Annotated in this window: 11 protein-coding genes; 1 reads left to right on the top strand and 10 read right to left on the bottom strand. The window is 45.6% G+C overall.

What is annotated here, in order from left to right; all coding sequences use genetic code 11:
• Window positions 1-5 precede the first annotated feature (5 nt).
• The 6 genes from DDR33_RS06720 to DDR33_RS06695 form a co-directional block, all read right to left on the bottom strand.
• Window positions 6-2,138, bottom strand: coding sequence for a glycerophosphodiester phosphodiesterase family protein (locus DDR33_RS06720; protein WP_158280655.1), 2,133 nt, complete (start codon window positions 2,136-2,138; stop codon window positions 6-8).
• Between the two features lie 61 nt (window positions 2,139-2,199).
• A complete protein-coding gene (locus tag DDR33_RS06715) occupies window positions 2,200-3,597 on the bottom strand; it encodes a DUF5018 domain-containing protein (RefSeq protein WP_109415002.1) in 1,398 nt (465 codons plus the stop codon).
• A 13-nt stretch (window positions 3,598-3,610) separates the two neighbouring features.
• On the bottom strand, window positions 3,611-5,206 hold the full coding sequence (locus tag DDR33_RS06710) for a RagB/SusD family nutrient uptake outer membrane protein (RefSeq protein WP_109415110.1): 1,596 nt from the start codon (window positions 5,204-5,206) through the stop codon (window positions 3,611-3,613).
• A 13-nt stretch (window positions 5,207-5,219) separates the two neighbouring features.
• A complete protein-coding gene (locus tag DDR33_RS06705) occupies window positions 5,220-8,582 on the bottom strand; it encodes a TonB-dependent receptor (RefSeq protein ID WP_109415001.1) in 3,363 nt (1,120 codons plus the stop codon).
• A gap of 243 nt (window positions 8,583-8,825) precedes the next feature.
• Window positions 8,826-10,046 carry a FecR family protein gene (locus DDR33_RS06700; protein WP_109415000.1) on the bottom strand — a complete coding sequence of 407 codons (1,221 nt, stop codon included), beginning with the start codon at window positions 10,044-10,046 and terminating at the stop codon, window positions 8,826-8,828.
• A gap of 65 nt (window positions 10,047-10,111) precedes the next feature.
• Window positions 10,112-10,756 (bottom strand): RNA polymerase sigma factor, encoded by a 645-nt coding sequence (locus DDR33_RS06695; protein WP_109414999.1) that lies wholly within the window; start codon window positions 10,754-10,756, stop codon window positions 10,112-10,114.
• A gap of 483 nt (window positions 10,757-11,239) precedes the next feature.
• On the opposite strand from DDR33_RS06695, the gene DDR33_RS06685 reads away from it, so the two are divergent.
• A complete protein-coding gene (locus DDR33_RS06685; RefSeq protein ID WP_109414997.1) occupies window positions 11,240-11,938 on the top strand; it encodes a class I SAM-dependent methyltransferase in 699 nt (232 codons plus the stop codon).
• 17 nt (window positions 11,939-11,955) lie between these two features.
• Here DDR33_RS06685 and ilvD read toward each other — a convergent pair whose 3' ends face one another.
• The 4 genes from ilvD to DDR33_RS06665 all read right to left on the bottom strand — a co-directional run bounded on the left by ilvD (window position 11,956) and on the right by DDR33_RS06665 (window position 22,916).
• The gene (gene ilvD, locus DDR33_RS06680; RefSeq protein ID WP_109414996.1) at window positions 11,956-13,644 is read right to left on the bottom strand and encodes a dihydroxy-acid dehydratase; all 1,689 of its coding nucleotides are present in this window, start codon (window positions 13,642-13,644) and stop codon (window positions 11,956-11,958) included.
• Window positions 13,645-13,727: 83 nt separating this feature from the next.
• Window positions 13,728-14,738: a GntR family transcriptional regulator gene (locus tag DDR33_RS06675; RefSeq protein ID WP_109414995.1), complete on the bottom strand. Its 1,011-nt coding sequence runs from the start codon at window positions 14,736-14,738 to the stop codon at window positions 13,728-13,730.
• Between the two features lie 129 nt (window positions 14,739-14,867).
• Window positions 14,868-15,464 carry an HD domain-containing protein gene (locus DDR33_RS06670; protein WP_109414994.1) on the bottom strand — a complete coding sequence of 199 codons (597 nt, stop codon included), beginning with the start codon at window positions 15,462-15,464 and terminating at the stop codon, window positions 14,868-14,870.
• A gap of 78 nt (window positions 15,465-15,542) precedes the next feature.
• Complete coding sequence (locus DDR33_RS06665; RefSeq protein WP_109414993.1) at window positions 15,543-22,916, bottom strand: NHL domain-containing protein; 7,374 nt, start codon at window positions 22,914-22,916, stop codon at window positions 15,543-15,545.
• Between the last annotated feature and the right edge of the window lie 5 nt (window positions 22,917-22,921).

Here is a 22,921-nt window from a genome sequence, read left to right as displayed (position 1 = left end):
TTAGTTTATTCTTTTATTCGTTTTATGTCCTTTTTCACCGTTGCTTCCGCTCTGCGTTCCAGGAGCCGGAGAAGCATAAGCGGCTCATCTGTGGTAATAAGATCTACTTGCTGATCAAGCAATTCAACCATTCTGTCCTCCTGATTTATAGTCCAGCTGTTAATGCTAAGCTGAAGCTGACGAGCCTCTTCCATCCACGATGGATTCTTCCTGTAATGTTCATAAGGATAATCAAGGCCGCTCAGACCGTCGCTTTTAACGATTGCAGGAGTACGGTCTCCCCATAGATAAGCCGTTTTCGCGGAAGGATCCAGTTTTATAATCTCCTGCAGAATACCGTAATTAAAACTGATATAATCTACCCATGCCTGCACCTTCATCCGCTGAACCATCGCCACGACCTTGCGGGTGAGCTCCAGGCAACGTTCCTGTCCCTTTTCCGAAGTTTTGATCTCGAGGAACAAGCGGGTTTTGTTTTGCCCACGGATACTTAACAAGTATTCTTCGAGCGTCGGAACATAACAATTGGCCCCAAGCGGTACCTGCTGAAGTTCTTCTGCAGAGGTTTCTTCAATCTTCCTGCTACCAATGATGCCGTCATGAGATACCACCGGAACACCGTCAGCCGAGAGCCATACATCAAATTCCGCTGCTTCGCATCCATACTTTATCGCCAGTTCCTCAGACTTGAGCGAGTTCTGTGGTACTCCGGCATCTTTCCATGCGCCACGATGTGCCACAACTTTATTCCGGATAAACTGATCCTTAACAAGGATAAATGATGCTGTATCCCGACCCGATTTCAGGCTTATCTCAAATTCATTAGCCGATCCTTTACTTAAAGCTCTTCCTGCCTTGATTTTCAGTTGGTTTCCCCCTGCTATAACAAACAGTCCGGATGTATCAGATATGATCCGCGCAGCAGCAGCAGGAGATTTAGGATGATTGATCTGAGCGATAAAACTGCCTTTTACAGAAACCGGAATCTTGTAATCAGAAAGGGTAAAAGGCAGTACCTTTCCGGATAGTACAACAGTATCGCGTGCATCAGCAGCAACTTTAAAACTAAACTGGTCGAACGGCTCCTTGCGCTGAGCCAGATGTATCGTTTCCGGAGAAACAGCAAAAAGCGGGGAAACAGTACGTACGTTTACCAATTCGTTGCCCGCTGAAAACTCCAGCAGCCTGATCCAGGTGTTGCCGCCATTTCCCTGCCAGTTTCCTCCTTCATTCTGAGCATTAAAGAGCATTTGCTGAACAGGGCTTCCATAAGCATTTTTATCTTCACGGAAACCAGTGTGCCCCTGATGAGTAGGTTCATCCACTACATGACCGCAGAATACCATCCGGATATTTGGCACGCTGCTTATAAAATTTTCCCATAGTCTGCGGCCGGTCGTAATATCTGAAAAACCAGGAAGTCCATCGTTTTCATCCGTCAACCGGTTTCCCCTGGTAGAAGAGTGCATATAACTGTGAGTAAGAATCACTCCGGTATGGTACCGGTACCTTGGTTGCAGCGCGATGCGGGTAGCCCAGCTTACGACAGATTTCCTCGGAAAATATTCCAGCGAAAAGATCAGCATCTTGCGTCCGGATGGTGCAACAAACTCATAGCACGCATTTTCCAGTGTTTTTACTCCCTGCGCATTGGGAGCCATGCCCACCAGCATTGTCTTGTTTAAAGGATTACGATCAGGCGGAAAGAAACTATTAAACTGGCTGTACCGGTTTTCGGTATGGTTGGTACCATAATCATGGTTGCCGGTACATAAAACATAAGGGAGCTTATTATCCAAACGTTTAAATGCCGCCGAAATGACCTGCCATTGTTCATAACTGGTCTGATCTCCGTTGCGGACATCGGGCTCCGGGACAAAATTCTGCTCTACGAGGTCGCCTGTACATAACACCAGGCGAATGTTCAGCCGTTCCTTATTTGTTTCAATCCAATTAAAAAGGATATCAAGTAAAGGCTGGTTACGTTTAAACTTGGTATAACCCTGAGGATCGGGCAGCAGCACCATTGTCCACGAGCCCTTTTCCGGAGCATTCGGAATCTCAGAAATCCCCTGTGCGAATCCCATTAAACCATTGAATACCAATACAAAAACCAGCAATAAATATCTATTTTTCATGCAATAAAATAGCATCCCGGTCCATTTCAGGACCGGGAAAGAATCATTAAACAGGTTAATTTCAGGGATTAAATTTCATACGGTACGACATCACCCCGGAAGTGGTGAGGGCATTTGTTGCCATACTTGCATACATATCGATCACATTTCCATTTACAGAAACTGCAATATCCCCCCAGCGGTTATAATTGGTTCCGCCATACGCTTCACTTTGGAAAAGCATGAAATCAGTATAGCCTTCCATTCCCGGAAGCAACTTCATTTTGCCGGGATCAGAGATATCGTAAACCTTAATGTGACTAGCGTCCCATGCATAATATCCCTGGGTCAGAGCAGCCATAAACCGGGTGCCTTTAATTTCAAATATTTTGAAGTCCAGTATCTTATAATAGTGGTTCTGGGCAGCCATTTCAGCCACGTCCATATCCTTATTAAACTTTGAAAAACGGCTTCCGTTACTCAGATTAGCGTCGGGAGAAACGTAATTACAAAAAGTAATATAGTGATCAGAGTTGGCATCCAGTGACTCCCTGGCCACTGTGGCAAAGGTCCATGCCGGCGCGGAAGCGTATTTTATAATAGAAGGCGCCTGATTGACTACTGTGCCGTCCTGGAACTCCCAGTAGTAGATGTCATTATTTCCATTTGTTGTAGCGTATATATAAGCTTTTCCTTGTTTCAGATTTCCTTTGATCGTCATTTTACGGCCAAGATTGACGGGGCATCCCTGCGCGGCAGTAAAATTGAGGATCTGTCGCGGCGTGCTGCTGATATCTTCGTAGTAGTAAACCACAAACCCTGCGCTGTAGATATTATAACGGTTGACAGCAAAATGCCCGCCGTCATCCGCTATCACCTGCATACAGAAAGTAGTGGGAGGCGCTATATCTTTTACAAATTCACCTGTCAGGCGGTTGTAGACCTTTACACCGTCCGTAACGGCTGTATTGCCCGCATTAAAGTCAGCGATCAACAGATGGTCTCCCACAACTGTAAGACCAGGAATATTCGTCCTTCTGATGTTAAGATCTGAAGCAAGCTTAAACCAGTTCCTCTTAAATGCCGTCCTGGGAAGTGCAGGCAAAACCTTTACATAAAAATGTTTACGGGCCCCCTCTCCGTCTGTCACAGTGATAGCCAGAGGTTGCGAAAAGTCGACGATCCCGGTAAGGGCCGGCTCCACATGCGCATTATTTTCCAGACTCGCCTGTGGTTTTAGCTGCGTTACATCCAGAGGTTCATCTTCGCTGGTTGGAACTTTCACATAAATAGTATCTCCATCTTTGTAAGGGCCAGCTACCGTAGCAGCATATTGGATAGATTGTCCTGGTATCGCGATAGAGAAATTCATCAGCCCTTTGTCCAGTACACGGCCGTCTTTGAGGTCGACTTTCTCACACGAAGCCAGCATAAAAGCAGCTGCCAGGAAAAGCATATAATGTCTTATTTGAGTCTTCATTGTTCAATGCTGATTATTTCCACTCATCAAATTGTTCGATCATCGGGTTACGCTGAATCTCGGTAGCGGGTATCGGGAAACGGTTGTACCGCTCTGCATAAATTCGCTTTTTACCATTATCCGCATCTACCCTTTCATATGTAAGGCTGCCGGCAGCATTTTTGGTGATCTTGGTTCCCCCTACGCTGATGCCATTTAGCAGCTGGCTTGCAAGTCCCCAGCGGCGAAGGTCCCAGAAACGGTGTCCTTCAAAAGCGAGCTCTATCATACGTTCATGCCTGAGGAGGCGCATAAAATCATCTTTACTGCCCGCAGTAAGCGGGGCAGTAAACCCGGCGCGGGTCCTTACCCGGTTCAGCGCTTTCAAGGCCTCGTTAAGATCGCCCTGCTCTGCCATAGCCTCCGCGTATATCAGCAATACTTCTGCATAGCGCATAAAATAAAACGTTAATTCACCTGGCCTGAAGCCCTCGGTCTGAGTGCGGATACTGCCGTCAAACAGTTTTTTCATATAGTAGCCTGTACAGGTAGTTCCTCCGCCCGCAGCATAACCGTCAACACCACCGACGAAAGTCTCAACTGTGCGGCCTTTCCATTGTGCTCCATTGTAAAGGATAGAAGCATAAAATCGTGGTTCCCTGTTGGCATATGGATTAGCAGCCTGCACAGGATCACTCCAGCTGAACTTTGAGCCATCAGCCATTTCATATTCAGAAACAAGATTTTCAGTCGGGCTAACCTGCGCATATCCTTTGTCGCCCGGAGGAGCATAAAAATAATCAAAAGAATAACCAAAATCCGGAGACTGATATCCAAACTCAAGGATACTTTCCTTATTCTCCGCTGCAGATGAACGCTTCTGGTTGAAAAGCTGCTCATAGCTTGGATACAGATCGTATAGCCCCAGGTTATCCAGGTTGCGCACAGCATCAGAAGCATCTTTCCACCGCTTTGCATACAGCATCGCTCTCGATTTAAGCCCGAAGGCAGCTCCCCGTGTCAGTTTTCCACGTTTAGCAGCAGGAACCGTTACAGGAAGGTTTTCAGCTGCAAAGTCAAGATCTTCAGCAATAAAATCCCAGACTTCTGCAGGCATGCTCCTCCCATTGAATTTTTCTTCAGGAAGTTTCTTTAAAAGAATCACGCTAGCCCCGTAGCGTTTGGCAAGTTCAAAATAAACATAGGCACGAAAAAAACGGACTTCCGCTTCGGCACGTGATACTATTTCGGGAGCGAGCTTACTTCCGTTCTTTTGAAGCCCGTCCAGAAACTCATTACAGTTTCTGATCCATAAATAGGCATTATCCCAGTTTCCTAGCGGATTGGTCCCTGGCGTTATTTGTGCTGATCCAAGGACATATAAATTCGGGTCTGCATTTGGCGTATTCATCTTGAGGACGTCCGAATAGGCGTCCTGAGTGATATGGGGAGTATAATAGGTTTGCCCTATAAGAGGATAAAACTTATTTAAAGATAGTTCCAGGTTGGCCTCACTCGTCCAGGCGACGGATTCGTCGTATACATTCGTCAGTTCGGGGCCTATTTTACAACCAGTGTTCATAATCGCTGCGGACAGGATCAGTGAAGCCATTATATATTTCATTTTCATGTTATTCCGGATATTAAAGGGTGACATTGATTCCAAATTCATAAAGCTTTTGCTGCGGATAATATCCCTGGTTTACGCTGGGCATTTCCGGGTCAAGATAATCCAGCCCGGTGATGGTGAACAGGTTGCTGCCGGCAACATGCAACCGGATATTCTGAATATTGAGCCTGCTGCTCAGCTTTTTGGATAATGTATATCCAATCTGTGCACTTTTAAGCCTCAGGTAAGCGCCATCCCGAACCCACCAGGACGAGAATTTACCTCCGCTTTGGGCAGCTGTGGTACTTAAGCGGGGATATTCTGTATTTGGATTTTCGGGTGTCCAGGCATTTTCAGCCAGGTACCTGGGAGAATTACCATCCTGATAGAAAGCCATCGTATAAAACGTGTTATCATAGATGCCTTTGTCAGAATACAAACCGGACAGGGCAACATCATTGCGTGCCGCCCCCTGAAAGAAAAGGTTAAAGTCGAAACCATGGAAATTTCCTCCCGCATTCAGCCCGAACATCATTTCGGGCATGTCACTGCGTCCTATTACCGTCCAGTCCTGGTCGAACGTGATCTTTCCGTCTCCGTTCAGATCTTTCAGCCTGACCTCCCCCACCCGCGTAGGCCCAAAGAGCGCTGCGTTATCTATCTCTTCCTGCGACTGAAATAGTCCATCGGCCAGAAAACCGAATTTTACACCCGCAGGCTTTCCTGTACGGCGCATATAATCAGGAACATTCGCATTTTCAGTCACCTTAATGATCTTATTCTTCGCCCACGAGAAATTCCCCTTAAAGAAATAGTCAAACTGACCAATGCGGTTATTGTGCTTCAGGATAAGTTCAACCCCACGCCCGTCAACCATCCCGGAATTTACTGTGCTGGCGTAATATTGTCCCAATGAAGCCGGCATTTCGCCCGATTGTCCCTGTAGAATATCTTTTGTTACCTTATAGAACCCATCTGCTTCTATGCCGAGCAGGCCATTCCACATACTGCTCTCAAGTCCTATGTTATAGACTCTTGTGGTTTCCCATTTTATTCCCAAATTCGGGAACTGCGTAACATTCAGAGGGCGCGATAACTTATCACCGATCAGTACAACCGGACTTGTGCCGAGGCTTACCGTTCGGAGGTACTGGTAATCTGGAATACGATCATTTCCCAGGATACCGGCAGAAGCGCGGATTTTCAGGTCGTTTACAAAAGGCAATGCATTTTTGAAAAACCCTTCTTCAGAGATGCGCCATCCTGCGGACACAGCGGGAAAAAAGCCCCAACGGGTTTCTTCAGGGAGCTTCGGCGTTCCGTCGTATCGTCCCGAGAACTCCAGCAGGTATTTATTAGCATAACTGTAATTGAAGCGTGTCACATATCCTGCCCGGCGGTACATGCCATGTCCACCCTTAACGAGATTGTCAATAACTTCTTCGCCAAAGTTCAGATCCATAATATCTGTAATAGGATATCCCCTTCTTCCGCCGGAAAGAGATTCGTCGTCGTTCCGCATATATTCGTACAGGAACAATGCGCCGATAGCATGCTTATCAAAAACGCGGTCGTAGGTTACCGATGGCTGCAAAGTAGTTCTCCAGGAGTTGGTGAACCACTGGTTTACCTGTGCATCTCCCGATTGCGCGTGTCTGGCATAAGCCTCTGTAAAATTACGGGTCGAATTGTTGTACACAGACAGCAGGTATGGAAGCAGGAAGGCCTTACGCATAGAATATCCCTTATCATACGCCGCATTCATTTTCAGGCTGAGTCCTTTTACCGCCGGTACTTTGTAAGTAAGGGCAACATTCCCCTGAAAGCGGCTGTTCCTGGTATTATTCTCACCGGAAAGATCGCGTGCCGCAATTGGATTCTGGTTGCCGTTGCCCGCATTCAGGCTCCCCACAGGCATCCCGGATGCATTGTATGGAGACAGATATGGGTAGGACATCATTGCCTGGCTGAAGATCGAAGCATAATCATTCCCGATACCGGCGCTCAGGCCTGGTTCTTTGGCCTTACCGTCTATAAGAGCAAGACTTACGGAGGCACTCAGGTTTTTGTTAATATCAGCATCAAGGTTTGCTCTGACGTTATATCTGTCGTAAGAGGTCCTGTCTATAATCCCCTCCTGGTTATAAGCTCCCAACGAAATAAAGAACTTGTATTTGTCAGTTCCGCCGCTCAGTGACAGGTTGTTGGTATAGACCGGTGCATAATCCTTAAACAGCATACCGAACCAGTCTGTATTGGCAAATACACCCTGCTGATCACCGTTCCCGATCCTGCTGATCTCATCAGTAGTAAACCGCCTGGCACTCTCTGCTATTCCATCCATCTCCTGTGCCTTATTATACCAGTAGGCATAGCCGGGGCCGTCCAGAAAAGCTGGAAAATTCGTGTTACTGCTCAGAGAAAGAGCAGAATTTACGTTTATGGTGTTCTTCTGTACAGAACCGCGTTTTGTTGTAACCAGGACAACGCCATTGGCTCCTCTTACACCGTATACCGCAATAGCGGAAGCATCCTTCAGTACAGTGACCGATTCAACTTCCTCCGGGTTGATGCTTGGAAAATCCCGCTCAAACCCATCTACAATGATCAGAGGACTACTATTTGCTGTAGTACTAATTCCCCGTACAAGCAATGAAGCACCGTCGCTGCCGGGCTGACCGCTTGTTTGCCGGGTTACCAGTCCTGGAAGACGGCCTTGCAGCATAGAAGATAAGTTAGACGTTGGCGCCGTTCCAAGCTCCTTTCCGCTGATTTGAGCAACAGACCCTGTCACCGAAGCCTTCCTTTGTGTACCGTAGCCTACCACAACTACCTGGTTTAATTCAGTAGCATTTTCTTTTAATATTACCGTCAGGTCTTCGCGCCCCTTCAGTGGAATTTCCTGCTGTATAAAACCGGTATACGTAATGACCAGAATACTGCTTTCCGGAACTCCGGCGAGCCTGAAAACACCGTTAGCATCGGTGGTCGCCCCCGAACTCGTTCCTTTTACGCGAACCGAGGCGCCTGGCAGAGGCTCCCCTTTTTCATCTGTAACTTTCCCCTTAACCGGGATATCAGCAGAAAAAAGTTCCGGAGGTAGAGCAGTTTCAGCTTTTTTCACCAGGATAGTCTTCTCCTGAATAATAAAGCTCAACCCCTGACCAGCGAATAATGTTCGGAGCACATCGGCCAGCTCACCGCTGGTACTTATGCTGACCTTCTTATTACTGACGTTTTCATTTTTGTATAAAAAGCGATAGCCTGTTTGTTTCCTAAGCTGGACAAATACATTTTCCAGGGAGGAATTACTGACATTGATGCTTGCCTGCTGTGAATACACAGAGGCGCTTACCTGTATGCAAAATGCGAACAGCAATACACCAGTGATTTTCATAATACGAAGAAGTTTGCGGGGAAATGGCCAGCAGATACAAGCCGTGAATGATTTCTGCCCGATGGGGCAGAAAAATGACTTACATTTCATACATTTGTTCTTGTTTGGGTTTCGTTACCTTGTTGATTGTCGGAAAATGATTTGCATGGGAAGCCCGGACATATTTCCGCTTTGGTTGCCGCCAAAGCGGATTTTCCTTCCGTCTTCCGTGAAATGAGCTAAGTAATTGTCTTTCTCATAAATTTAATTTTTGATTGCTTTATTTCGTGGTTTGTTCGTTACCGTTATGACGCCGTTAGTCATTATAAAATTCAGATCCCCTATTTCACGCAGCATAGCCAGCGCTTTTGAAGCAGGCACATTCCGTGAGATATAACCTGTATAGTGCTCACTAATCATATCATCCGAATAACGTACTTCTACATTATACCATCTGGATAATTGCCTCATGACCTCGTGAACATCCGATCCGGAAAACTGGAACGCTTCGTTCTTCCACGCAACAGCCTCTTCAGTATCCGCCGCCTGTATGCTAACTGCCTTTTCTGCCTTTGCAATTGCAACCTGACCGGGTTTCAGTAAATACGATTCGCCCTTCCTGCTAACAGCTACGCTGCCTTCAAGCAGGGTCGTCCTGATATTTTCATCCTCCGGATAAGCGTTGATATTAAAATGCGTGCCCAGTACTTTTACTTTCAGAGAACCACTTCTCACAACAAAGGGTCTTCGTTCGCCGTTATTCTGATAATTCTTCGCTACCTCAAAATAAGCTTCTCCGCTTAGCTCAACAAGCCGTTCCGCGTCATCAAACCTTCCGGGAAAACTCAGGGACGATGCTGCATTGAGCCAAACCTTTGATCCGTCTGGCAGGATCACCTGATAGGTTCCGCCCCTGGGTGTTTCAATAATAACCGGATTATTTGATGCCGGCTCCTTGTATTTAGAATTTGTAATGCGAACCTGTCCGTCTCCTGTTCTGCTTACCTGTATGGCACCAGCTTCGGAAATGAGGCCACGAACACCGGCGCCAAGTATTACCTTCTTACCATCCGGCAAAGTAACAACCGCTTTGTTTCCTCCAGGAGGAATATCAGGTCCATTTCCATTTGCAGCAAACTGATATTTGTGAGATGAAGGTGAATTGCTGAAAAAGAACCAGGCAGAATAACCCAGGATCAGCACAATAGACGCAGCGACCAGCCAGCGCCAAGCCTGAAGCTTTCTGGTCGCCCTCTCAGGTTCGCCGGACACAAACTTATCTGCAGATAATACCGTTGCCAGCATGCTATCCCATTTTTCGTCAACGGGTGCCGGTGCCTGGGCTCTCTCTATCTGCCAGATCAGATGCTCCGGAAAATCATAGCGATCATCGCTGATCAGCAGCAGCAACTCTATTTCTTCGTCGTTGCTAAGCAGGTCATCAGTAAATCGCTGTAATAAATAATTAATTCTTTCCTGGTCCATTTGTAGTCCTCACAACTATAAGAAACCCTAAATGACATAAAGGACTATCCGGGAAGTAAATTTTTTTAAGGCCTGTATTTAAAGAACAAAAAGAACAGGAGTGAAAAATGATATCCATGGAGAGACAGGTATTGCCGAACCGATTTTAACGAGGCAACAAGTGTGTTTTTTACAGTGTTGGGTGAAATGCCGAGTTGCGCAGCTATTTCAGGAATAGATAAATCCTCGTTCCGGCTCATGATGTAGATTTTCCTCCGTTGCTCAGATAGACATCCTACAGCCTGAGCTACCAGGTGCCGTACCTCATTCAGGTTAATATGCTGTGATGTACACTCGCTATGAAGTGTGAAAGCATCGCTACAATGTGTTATATATTCAGTATTTTTCCTGGATCCGGAACTCCTGAGATAATTCAGGGACTCATTTGATGCATACCGGTATAGCCATGCTTTTATATTATTTACGCGTTCAAGCTTCTCCCGGTTCATCCATACGCGGATAAAAGTGTTCTGAATAACTTCTTCAGTACCATATTCACACTTGGTGAACCGGCTGACAAAAGGCATCAAAACTGGAAGATATTGATAGAATAACGCAGCAAACGCTTTTTCATCGCCCTCTGATATCCGTTGTAAAAGCAAAGTATCCTGAGCGGTTTCTTCTTTTTCAACAACGAGGCTAAGGCCTCCGTTAAGTGCTAAATCTATCATAGGATTACAAAAATTAATTTCTGATAATTAAAAGGCATCATCAAATGCCTCCTTTCATGTAACCGGCAACGCGCGGAAAGAAAAAACCTGCTATGAGCAGTCAGAACCTTAATCACCAGCTCCTGTTTTATAAAAATAAACACTTTCGAAGATTTTTTCCAAGAAATAAAAAGTTTATTTATTTTTTTTAATAACATACTTATCCAGCGATACTATTATTAGAAATTAAACCAAAGAAAGCTTACCTGATGGAGAATATCAAAAAGAGAAAACGGTTTAACAAAAAGATAATGTTTAGATAATAACAAGCGGCTTTAAGCGGCGTACTAAACCTTCATAGCAATCAGCCTGAAGATCGCTTCCGGGTATAAGTATGATATATAGAACTTAAATCAATATTCCGATGCAATTAATACAACATAATTGCATTAAGTAAAATAAGAGTATATTTGCTCTATACTTCATATCATTACAATCCGAAATATGTCCAGCAACTCAGTAAACACTTTTTTTGATAAGAAGGCTTCCGAAGCTTACGACGAGCGAAATAGCAGATTATCTCCCGTTTCTAAAAACCTGCACTTTTTAATCAGGCTTGTTCTCGACGACTTGCCTGCCGGTTCAGAAATTCTCTGTGTAGGTGTTGGCACCGGTGAAGAGCTTATAGCCTTATCTGAAGTTTTTCCGGGATGGCATTTTACAGGGGTAGAGCCCTCCGAGCCGATGCTGGAAGTCTGCAGGAAAAAGATAAACGACCGGGGCTTGACAGAACGTTGCAACTTAGTTCATGGTTACCTGGCTGAATTTAATGAAGATAAGCGATTTGATGCCGTTCTCTGTTTATTAGTGACACATTTTGTAACAGACCTCAGGGAACGCCAGGCCATGTATACCGACATGTATTCAAGGCTAAAACCCGGCGGTTATCTGGTTAATGCAGATATCAGCGACGATATGGAATCACCGGAATTTAAGAGCATGCTGGAGAAATGGAAAGCATTGCACCGGTTCTCAGGTGCCTCAGAACAAACGCTTGAATATATAGAGAAAGCGATGGGCACCCAGCTTTCAGTTTTATCAAAAAGCAAGCTGGAAGAACTTCTTGTGAAAGCCGGATTTTCATTACCGGTCCAGTTTTTCCAGTCACTGCTAATCCGCGCGTGGTATTCAAAAAAGGGGTAGCCGTTTGGCTCCCCTTTCTACAAATCGCATCTTAAAACGGCACCACTGCTGGCATTGGTAACCAGTGCCCTGTACTGTCCCAGCCACCTCGACTGTAAGTCTTTCTTAACCGGTACAAATTTCGCTCTTCTTTCAGCGATCTCATCTTCACTCAGATTAACCGATAAGATATAGTTGTCTACATCAATATGAATCTCGTCTCCATCCTGCAACAAACCGATCATGCCCCCTTCAGCAGCTTCTGGTGATACGTGCCCGATCGAAGCTCCCCTGGTTGCGCCGCTAAAACGACCGTCTGTTATCAGCGCAACAGAACTTCCAAGTCCCATTCCCATGATCAGGCTTGTGGGAGTCAGCATCTCCTGCATACCGGGACCACCTTTGGGCCCTTCATAACGGATCACCACAACATCCCCTGCCTTGATCCTGCCCATCAGGATCCCTGCAATGGCTTCTGCCTGGCCGTCAAAGCACACCGCCTTACCGGTAAAAACCCGGTCGCCGGTAATTCCTGCTGTTTTTATAACGGCTCCCTGTTCAGCCAGGTTTCCATAGAGAATAGCCAGTCCACCAACCGCACTATATGGATTATCAATGGTATGAATGATCGTTTCATCCTTTATCCGGGCATCCGCAATCTTCTCCAGTATCGTTTCACCGCTGATCGTAAGATTATCAGCCAGTACATCCGCTCCCCTTTTGGTCATCTCTTTCATGACGGCATTGACACCGCCTGCCCTGTTGATGTCCTCCATGTGGACAGTAGTAAGGCTCGGAGATATTTTAGCGATGTGAGAAACACTCTTAGAAATCTTATTAATGTCCTTTAACTGGAAGTCAACCCCCGCCTCATTAGCGATAGCAAGCATATGCAAAACCGTATTGGTGCTTCCACCCATCGCCATATCCACTGCAAACGCATTTTTAACAGCATTTTCATTCAGGATATTCCGGAGTTTAAACTTCTCCCGGGCGGCTTCATCTTTTGCAATATCGCAAATTCTCCTGGCAGCCTGCCTGTAGAGCTCCTCCCGCTCTTTCGTTTGAGCCAGTATTGTCCCGTTGCCCGGCAATGCGATTCCCATAGCCTCCATCAGGGTATTCATAGAATTCGCAGTAAACATCCCCGAACAGCTTCCACCACTCGGACATGCATTACATTCGATATCATGAAGCTCTTCCTCGCTGATCGTCCCCGCTTCATGCTTACCAACGGCTTCAAATGCAGTAGCCAGGTCAATCGGCGTCCCATCCTTTTTATACCCTTTAGCCATCGGGCCGCCGCTGACAAATATTGTCGGAACATTTACCCTTAGGGCTCCCATGATCATGCCCGGAACGATCTTATCGCAATTTGGTATCGCGATCATAGCGTCAAGCTTGTGCGCGTTCATCACGCTTTCCACTGAACTTGCAATAAGCTCGCGGCTGGGTAGTGAGAATAGCATCCCATCATGTCCCATGGCAATGCCGTCGTCCACGCCAATCGTATTGAATTCAAAAGGCACGCATCCGTTTGCCCGGATCTCTTCCTTTATAATTTCGGCAACTTTGTTCAGGAAAAAGTGCCCTGGAATAATTTCTATGAATGAATTTGCCACTCCAATGAATGGCTTTTGAAAATCTTCGTCTTTTAAGCCTGTGGCCCTGAATAATGATCTGTGTGGTGTCCTTTGATACCCCTTTTTTACTTCATCACTTCTCATATATGAATTTTATAAATGAAGCGTTAAATATGCGATTTCCTGTGCGTACGATCAAATTCCATCCGGCAAATCATTTACCGGGCTCATAAGGATTGCCGCACAATCAGCCTGAACTGGTTTCTCACCTGTATAAAGTTCTTGTCCAGGATCATCTGCGCGGCTCGGGATCCCATTTCTGTAAACTCGGATGTCACCACGGTAATATCCAGGAGCTCCTTCATCACCGTTTCATTAAAAGACAGTACGCCAATATCTTTGCCCGCAACATAGCCCGACAGACGGATCTTTTTCAACAGATCTGCCAGCGACGACTCCGTTAAGGTGATATAGGCCTCCCCTTTCTTCAACATCAATTCAGTCATATCAGTCGCTTTTGAAAACGTAATAGATGATTCGCTGCAAAAACTGCTGATACCATCCAAAATTTCAACTGGGTGATGATTCAGCTGCGGAAACACCACCGTTATCCCACGGTATTTTTCAAACAGGTGCCGGGCGAGATATAAAGCCTCATAGATATCCAGTCTAAAATCCTGGTAAACAGCCGGATATTCTATGCCTTTTACTTCCGGTTTCTTGTCCAGCATCATGATGCTTTGAGGATCAATGCCGTGAAATATCTCCTGGTAATCAGGTTCAGGACTGTCCTGGAAGAAATGGGGCATAACAACATAGTAATGATACTTGCCCTTATTATGAGCTATTATTTCTTTTAAGATAGCCGGATCATAGTGATGGATCTGCAAATCCACCTTCGCCTTCGGGCCCATAACCCTCAGGAAGCTATAATATATCTCCTTTTTATATGAACTTAACTTGTTAAAGATCAAAAGTATTCTCAGCTCTCCACCTGTGTTACCGGTTATATAGTTCCCTTTTCCCGCCACCGTTTCAAGATATCCCTCGTCCTTCAACCTCCTGTAAGCCTTCTCTACAGTATCACGCGCAACCTGGTGCGTTTTGGCAAAATCGGCTACCGATAGTATTTTATCCCCCCTTTTTAAACTGCCCCGGTCTATTTCCGCTTTGATAGAGTTAATGATTTGCTGGACCTTTGGTGTTTTATCTGAATGGTCAATTATGATCTTATTCATACGATGGTTATAATTTGGAATGTTATAACATAAAGGTAAAGGAGATAGCCGGATAATCAAGTAAATTACCTCAGATGATCCGGCTTATGTTAAACACATGAATAAGAATCCCTGACAGGAGACTTCAGATTAAACATTCTTTTTCAGAATGCCTTTTTCAACGCTTTCGTCTATCAGCATTTCGGCAAATCCCCATATAGCTTCAGAACCCATTTTTATAACCTTCTTTTTGCCGTAGACTTTGTTGTAGTCCACTCCAAACTCAGCCCAGGTCCCCCCGTTATTAGACGTATTCTGAAGCAATGGTTCCAGCCTGTCCATGGATCTCGCAAACCGGGCCTCCTTCGTTTCTCCAGCCTCAAACTCTTCCCATACAGCAATCAGATCAGCCGCCTGCTCCCCGGGCAATAGGCCAAAGATCCTGTTAGCCGCTATCCGTTCTTCATCCGTATTTGAATGATTTTTCTGAGCATCATAAATGAACGTGTCCCCGGCGTCAATTTCAACGATGTCGTGAATCAACACCATTTTAATGACTTTCAATATATCCACAGGTTCATTCGAATGCTCTGCCAGCACAATAGCCATCATCGCCAGGTGCCAGCTATGCTCCGCATCATTCTCGTGCCGGTCGCTGTTAAGCAGCCTGGTTTTCCTTTGTATATATTTCAGTTTGTCTATCTCTTTGATAAACTCAATTTGTTTCAACAAGTTATCTGAAGGCATCTGTTGTTCTGTTTTATCCTTGAAGTATAATGGTGCAAAGTTACCACATATTTCTCTTAACTCTTGAGATCTATATCCTTAATCCAATAAAACCAGATAACCCGTGAGCCACTTACCATCATCATATTTCACCTGGTAGTAATATGTTCCGGGAAGAAGTTTTTTATTAGCTGAGTCCAGCCCCTTGAACGCCCCTGTTGATGAATTATAACCAAAAGAAGACCAGACCATATTCCCTGAAGTGTTCATGATCTTAACCTGGCTCACCGCATGATATTCAAGTCCCCGGATCTGTAACTCATCGTTAATTCCGTCACCATTAGGGGTTAATACAGGATGTACACTCAGAGATCTGTCATTGGGGAACAGCTCTACTGGCGGCCCCATATAAAAACGCCGTTCAGCACTGAATTCTGATGCCAGATACCCATTATCAATAGTTTGTACTCCCCAGTAATATGCCTTGTCTCTCGCCAGGCCTTTTATCGTAATACTATTTTTAACTGTATTACCAACCTGCACCAGGTTCCTGGTCCCCCCATATAAAAAGCTCGATAAAGGATTCAGCACGTCCCCGCTATTGCCCGTGAACACGCTGGCCAGGTAGCTGTCACTGTTATGATCTGCAGAAGTGAACATTTCTTCTCCGGGCTCTGTACTGACATACACATTATAACTCAAGCCTTTTGAAGGAGTTTCTTTGTCATAGGACTCCTGCCAGCTCAAAGTAACACTATTATCATTATTGTTAACAGTTGCTGTCAGCCATACCGGTGAAACAGGATGAGTATTCGGAGATATCTTATTTGCCTCCTTCTTTACATCATAGACATCCATCCCGGCAAACGGGTAACGGCTTAAAGGCTCCTCTGTAACGATAATATTCTTAGCTAAAGCCCTGGCTGCAACTTCAGTATAGGGAACGGCCGAACCTGTAACGAATAGCTGTGGGGTGAAATTATTGTCATAGATAAAGTTTATTGAACCGTTGCTTACCGGCCGAATGCCTGTGGAATTATCTTCTGTAAAAGTTATTTTATCCCCGGATCCATCCTGGTAATACACTTTTACCACATGCCCAATACCTTCAGCAGGGGTACCACTCACCACAAAATCTGGTTTTCCATCATTATTCAGATCTGCTGTTTCTACAGCACTCTCGTCGATCTTCGGAAGTCCCGCAGGTGCTACCTTAGCCGTTACATCTGTAAAGACCCGTTCTTGCCCATCGTTCTTCGCCTCGTTTAAAAGTATCTTTGAAGGATTGCCGCCGATGATAATATCCATATAGCCATCATTATTGTAATCCCACCACTTAGACCGGCCCGAAGTACTGACCGGCAGGTCGATGATCTCGAACGTGCCATCTACCTTCTGCCGGCACACCTTTGCAATATTATTTGCCCCTGTAAGAAGAATAGAGAGGCGCCCGCTGCGGTCATAATCTACCAGGCTTACCGAACCGTCGATAACACCTGGTATTTTTGTGCTCAACAACTTAAAACCGCCGCCTTTCTGCTGCAGGAATATACCAAAATATGCACTTCGATCAGCTTTCATTCCTGTCACAACCAGGTCCTGTAATCCATCATTGTTCATATCGCCTGCCGCACTCGAGCTCCGGAATAGTCCGGGTATTTCAGTTAAAGGCGGTATGCCGGCAAATCTGGCAAGTGCATCAGCAGGTGCATTTTGTATGGACGCCGGATCAAAAAACATAGGCGCGCTGAATTCTGGTATGTTTAATTTCGTTGAATCAATTTGTTCTGTACCACCTGTCAACTCCGCCACTTTAGAGTATATAAACCCGACGTTTTCTTTAGTTACCCGGTATTGATAATAAAGTTTTGAATATAAAACACCCGACGTATCACTTCCCGTTATGAAAAGATCCAAATATTCGTCGTTATTGGCATGAAGCCAGGTGATACTTCCATCTGCAATTTCAGGCAGAGCAGGATATTGCACGGGATAAGGCACCATTCCCATGTTACCCATATCCAGTGAATTTATATTCAGATACATATCCAACCTGCGTGGGAATTTAGCCTGCCCTTTTTTGAAGTCTTTCGTTTTATCAGGGGTCATCACAGTTAAATCCAGGTCGCCGTCATTATCAATGTCGGCCCAGGCGGAAACGCTTCGGGCTGTAGCTATCCTCGTCTTTATTGGATCTTTATCCTTCTCAGGATTTTCAGGCTGATTAACAGGAGTATTCGCTCTGCCAATCAGATAATCATTAACAATAGTTGAAAAATGCTGATTAAAGCTGCCGTCATCCCATACATCTCCCGGCACAAACTCTCTCACTAACGATTCGTTGTAGATCATCCAGACGATCGACCCGGCGACTAGTCCCACGGGAAGCAGAACTACCCCGAATGCAGACGCTGCGGTTCCCGCTCCTACCTCAACAAGCGTAGCTTTTCCGGCATTCATAATCACATAAAAACCGGCACCAGCCCCAACCGTTGAGAGGAAGCCTGCTTTCTTTTCCGGTACGACGACCTTTCCTGATTCATCCCTGATTTCATATTGAACCAGATATCTATCTCCCTTACTACTTGCAGGTATTTCCCAGTCCACTTTCCAGTTACTGCCATCTGCCCGAAGATTAAGAGGCAACTGACTATCGACATCTTCCGCATTAATCTGAAAAACCTTCTCATAAGAAAAGCCATATGAGTTAGTCGTCCTGATCCGTATATGGTATAAACTTTTTAGCTCATAATCAATCTCCGACTGCGTTATCAGTTCGTCATCATTAATAGCAAAACAATGATTATCAACATCTCCCTCTCCAGAAACCAGATCATATGTAAATTTCTGCACCTGTTGCACATCCTCGGTATACAGGTATCCTACCAGGCTACCTATCCGCACGTTTTCCCTAATCGATGTTTTATTCAAGACAATACCGGTTGGAGCTTCCGGCACATCAATCACTTCAATATCGAACCTCTTTTCAAAAACCAATCCTTTCTGATTCGTTGCTCTTACCCGGATATGATAAGCGCTTTTCGTTTCATAGTCGAAACTTTCCTCGCTTATCAATTCATTGCCGTTGATCCTGAAATACATATTATCATCAGAGCCGTCTCCCGGCTGCAGGACGTAACTGTAGTTATGGTCCGGATCCTGATCAATAGCACTAAACGCGCCTATAACCGATCCCCGTGCAGAATTTTCAGCAAGAGATGAATTGCTTAAGCGTATATCTTCAGGGAGTTCAAATATATCCCTTACTGCGAATGTAAAGGTTTTCTCCCGCGGCAGATTATTGGAGTTGATGGCCCTCACCCGGATCGAAAATGAAGCCTTAGACGGATAATTAAATAATTCATTGGGAACGAGCTCTTTTCCGCTTATATCAAAAGCACTATTATCTGTATCCCCAGCGCCTGTTGCCAGCTCGAAATATGATTCAGTTAAAGTCTGACCTGTAACAGGCACAACAGCATATACGGAAGCATCTTCTCCTGAAGCCGGAGAAACGACCATATAATTTCCTTCCCAGCCCGTGTTCGCTGCAAACGCTCCGACAGCTTGTCCTTCCTTTAGCTTTTCATCGGTAGCTGGAGATAAATTCAAAGCAAAGTCAAAAGGGTTTTTCAGGTTAAGAGGCAACCCTGCATTGCCGGCTGAGTCGATAATATTGTTAACTGACAATTCTAAAAATGTTACCGGCAAATCCTGCTGATTCAATGAATAAGCTGCTGTATAACGCTCACCCACCCGGCTTACTGCCAGATCATGACCAGACAATATCAGCTTAGGAACCGTTGAGATCGACTCGCTGACATCAAAACTGATGGTAACCTTATCTTCTGCTTTCAACTGCTCCAGCCTGGAATTCGAAAACTGAACCTTCACATTTTTTAACTCAGGAGCGGTCTTATCATAGATTAAAGCAGATCCGTTGAAATCTACCTGGCTCAGGTCTTTCGAAACATTACCAGCAATATCCCTGATATTTTTTATCGAAAAAGTAACCGGGCCTTCAGGGTCTGATGCCGTCAGTATATAAGATGTTTCATAGTAGTTATCACGATATACCGGAATAAGCTTATGGCCGTTTACGCTCATTTCAGGAATGTTAGCTAAAGTTTCCTCCGCTTCAAAGGCAAGTATAACCTGGTCGCCTTCTTTTCCTTTTGGATATCTTTCTGTTGTGTTCCTGTTTACCATCCTGAAGGAAAGGAATTTCGTCCCAGCCGGAGTCTTGTCGTAGAATACAGAAGCAGACGCGCTCGTTACTTCTGCACCTTCATTTCCCACCAGGTCTCTATAGTTGCTGATCGTAAAAGGGATTATACCTTCCGGATCAGACTCCTGCAGTTTGTAGGTAGCTTCATAGGCCCCTCCTTTCTGTACGACCGCAACTTCATGCCCGCCAATCGTTATAGCGGGTGCTGCCGGTAACGTCTCTAGTGCAAAAAAAGACAGAACAACCTCATTATCTTTTCCCACCCTTGCCGGATTGCTGCTGCCCTTCGAAACCATTCTAACCTGCTCCAGCTTCGGAGGCGTCTTATCAAATATAACGGCTGCCGTACTGGTTCCCACCGTACCGCCATCGCCACCCGAGGTGTCTTTCAGGTTACTAATTGAAAATGGAACCATGCCTTCGGTCGTTGATAAACCCAGCGTACAGGAAGCTTTATATACTCCACCTGAAAGTGAAACCGGCACTTGCTGCCCGGATATGGTCACTGAAGGGAGTTGACTTAAGGGCTTAATGGCTTCGAAAGTTAGGGTTACAAGATCTCCCGGCCTGGCCTTTCCGGATTCAGCATTACTGGAAACCATCCTGACATTTTTAATATAAGGAGAGCCCAGCTTCCTGATCCTCCCATTTTGATTATCAGCGATAAATACATCCCCATCATTGTTCACCGCAATGGCTTGCGGAAAATTCAGCTGAGCATCTATGGCCAGCCCGTTATCACCGCTATACCCGGCTATCCCCGTCCCTGCAATTGTTGTAATAACTCCTCCTGCAGATATCTTTCTTATCTGCTGATCGGTACCCGACAGGTATATATTATTATCCTTATCAAGGGTAAGGCATCGTATTTCACCTAAACCCGCATTTATAGCCAAAGAATTATCTCCGGATTTCATCCTCGTTCCGTTGCCGGCAACCTGAGTGATATTCCCTGAAACCGCATCTCTTTTAAAGATGCGAAAGGCAGAATTATCTGCGTAGTACAGGTTTCCATCTCTGTCCAGGGCGATCTTAAGAAAGCCCGATGAGTAATCAGCATTCCGGGCCACTGTACTGACCGTCTGTGTAACAGCGTCTATTCGCCTTACCCTACCGTAATACTCTGAAAGATAAAGATTTCCTTTTCCGTCAACCTCAATCTGGTCTACCATACCGAAGTCAGTATATAAAGCAGTATTTCCATCTTCGCTATAAGCGATGTTTCCCGTACCCGCTACTGCTATGATCTTACCGGACACAGTATTAACTTTCAGGATCCTGCCTTCGCCGGTATGCGCAATATACAGGTTATCTGATTTATCTATCGCAATCCCCACCGGTCTGATCCCTGCCTGTGTAGCCAGCCCATTGTTCTGGTAATTTGTATAGGTATTACTTCCATTCCCTGCAACATGATAGATCGTGCCGTCCGCAACATTCACCCGGTCGACAAAAACCTCACCATGAGCGACGTAAATGTTCCCTTTACTATCTGTTCTGATTCCGGTGGGCCCCCGAAGGTTTGCACTGGTAGCAAGAGTACCATTGACAGGCGCAGGGGCTGTCATCATGAGCCCTGTCCCCGCTACTGTGGTGATCAAAGCCGAAGGCGGCTCTGGAACCGAGATAAATACAGAAGAAGAAAAAACACTTTCCGAATGATTGTCTACAGCCTTTACAGCATAGTAAAACGCATCGCCGCCCGCTACTGCATTATCTGTGAAGTTCGTTGAATAAACCATTCCGGGCAAAGCCGTAAGGGAGCCTGACGAACTTCCCCGGTAAACCTTATATGCCACAGCACCTTCCACATTGTTCCAGCCGAGACTAACCTGATAGCTCATAATGGAAGCGGTAAGGTTAGAAGGCTGTGGTAAAACAGGTATCGCGCCCAGTTCCGTTGATTTTAAGCTTTCACAATTCTTATTCACTGCGGTTACTGCGTAATAGTACCGTGTACCATTAGATGAAGTCTTATCCTGAAAAGCTGTGTTCTTTACAGGCATTCCCGGGAGTAATGCCAGGCTGCCAGAAACTGTACCCCTGTAAATATTATATTCAGTTGCTCCATAAACAGCTTTCCATGTCAGATCTATCCTTCCGTTTCCCGGCACCGCGCTGAGTAACACCGGAGCGGCGAGAGTAGAAGGCAGTGCTTGCTCTGCTTTGTATAACTTATTGCCCGGTTGATCAGGGATAAAGATATTTCCAAGTTCATCCATTCCTATACCCGTAGGCATAACCGGAACAGAAGTCAAATCAACTACCGTCTTAACGGTATTAGTCTGAACATCCAGTTTCCGGATACGGGAACTTCCCCAGTCGGCAATCATGACGTTGCCAAAAAAGTCAACAGCCACATCAAAGGGATAATCGAACCTGGTATTGAGCGCAGGTTCGCCATCTGTCCCTGAACCCTGCATTCCATTACCCGCAACTGTAGAGATCTTGCCATCGGTACTAATTTTCCTGATCCGGTGATTTCCGCGATCGGCTATATAAACATTTCCCGAGCCGTCCACAGCAACCCCATTAGGGTTTTTTAACCTCGAACCCGTTGCCGGGCCGCCGTCTCCGCTGAAACCAGCTCCGCCATCTCCTGCGATAGTCGTGATTATTCCATTCACATCTACCTTCCGGATTCGATTATTGACATTGTCGGCTATAAACATATTGCCAGCCGCATCCACCGCAATTCCGGTTGGTTTGTTCAACAATGCTGCGGTGGCAAGACCGCCGTCTCCGGAAAAGCCGGCGGTCGATTTTCCAACAACTGTTGTAATAATGGTGGTACTGAGATTGATCTTCCTGATGGCATTATTATTCTGATCTGCAACATACAGGTTGCCTCCGGATATTGCTAAGCTGTAGGGGCGGTATAAACGGGCATTCGCAGCTGGCCCCCCTTCTCCCTGGAATCCGTTAAGGCCATTACCAGCAAAAGTACTGATGTTTCCATTTACGTCAATTTTACGTATCCTGTTATTGTTTATTTCGGCTACATAAATATTCCCATCTTTGTCCGTTACAGCGTCTGTCGGACCATATAACTGAGCAGCAATAGCCGGCCCTCCGTCACCGGAGTTCCCAGCCGTCCCGTTGCCTGCTATAGCAGTAAAGGATTGGGCTGAAACCGGTTGGTGTAATAATATAAAGAAGATCCCTGCGATCAGGAGTACTGCAACCCAGTACCTTCCGGGCAGCAATTTTAAAAATGCTCTTTCTGCTGAAGTAAAAATATCCATGTGTG

This window comes from Pararcticibacter amylolyticus, from assembly GCF_003130405.1.
GTDB lineage: Bacteria > Bacteroidota > Bacteroidia > Sphingobacteriales > Sphingobacteriaceae > Arcticibacter > Arcticibacter amylolyticus.
Note: the sequence above shows the minus strand (reverse complement) of the source record. Positions and strands in the feature narration are given on the sequence as shown.

Coding starts and splice junctions, on each gene's coding strand:
- ilvD (WP_109414996.1), bottom strand. CDS start 13,644: ATGAGAAGTGATGAAGTAAAAAAGGGGTATCAAAGGACACCACACAGA.
- DDR33_RS06715 (WP_109415002.1), bottom strand. CDS start 3,597: ATGAAGACTCAAATAAGACATTATATGCTTTTCCTGGCAGCTGCTTTT.
- DDR33_RS06720 (WP_158280655.1), bottom strand. CDS start 2,138: ATGAAAAATAGATATTTATTGCTGGTTTTTGTATTGGTATTCAATGGT.
- DDR33_RS06685 (WP_109414997.1), top strand. CDS start 11,240: ATGTCCAGCAACTCAGTAAACACTTTTTTTGATAAGAAGGCTTCCGAA.
- DDR33_RS06705 (WP_109415001.1), bottom strand. CDS start 8,582: ATGAAAATCACTGGTGTATTGCTGTTCGCATTTTGCATACAGGTAAGC.
- DDR33_RS06700 (WP_109415000.1), bottom strand. CDS start 10,046: ATGGACCAGGAAAGAATTAATTATTTATTACAGCGATTTACTGATGAC.
- DDR33_RS06695 (WP_109414999.1), bottom strand. CDS start 10,756: ATGATAGATTTAGCACTTAACGGAGGCCTTAGCCTCGTTGTTGAAAAA.
- DDR33_RS06675 (WP_109414995.1), bottom strand. CDS start 14,738: ATGAATAAGATCATAATTGACCATTCAGATAAAACACCAAAGGTCCAG.
- DDR33_RS06665 (WP_109414993.1), bottom strand. CDS start 22,916: ATGGATATTTTTACTTCAGCAGAAAGAGCATTTTTAAAATTGCTGCCC.
- DDR33_RS06710 (WP_109415110.1), bottom strand. CDS start 5,206: ATGAAAATGAAATATATAATGGCTTCACTGATCCTGTCCGCAGCGATT.
- DDR33_RS06670 (WP_109414994.1), bottom strand. CDS start 15,464: ATGCCTTCAGATAACTTGTTGAAACAAATTGAGTTTATCAAAGAGATA.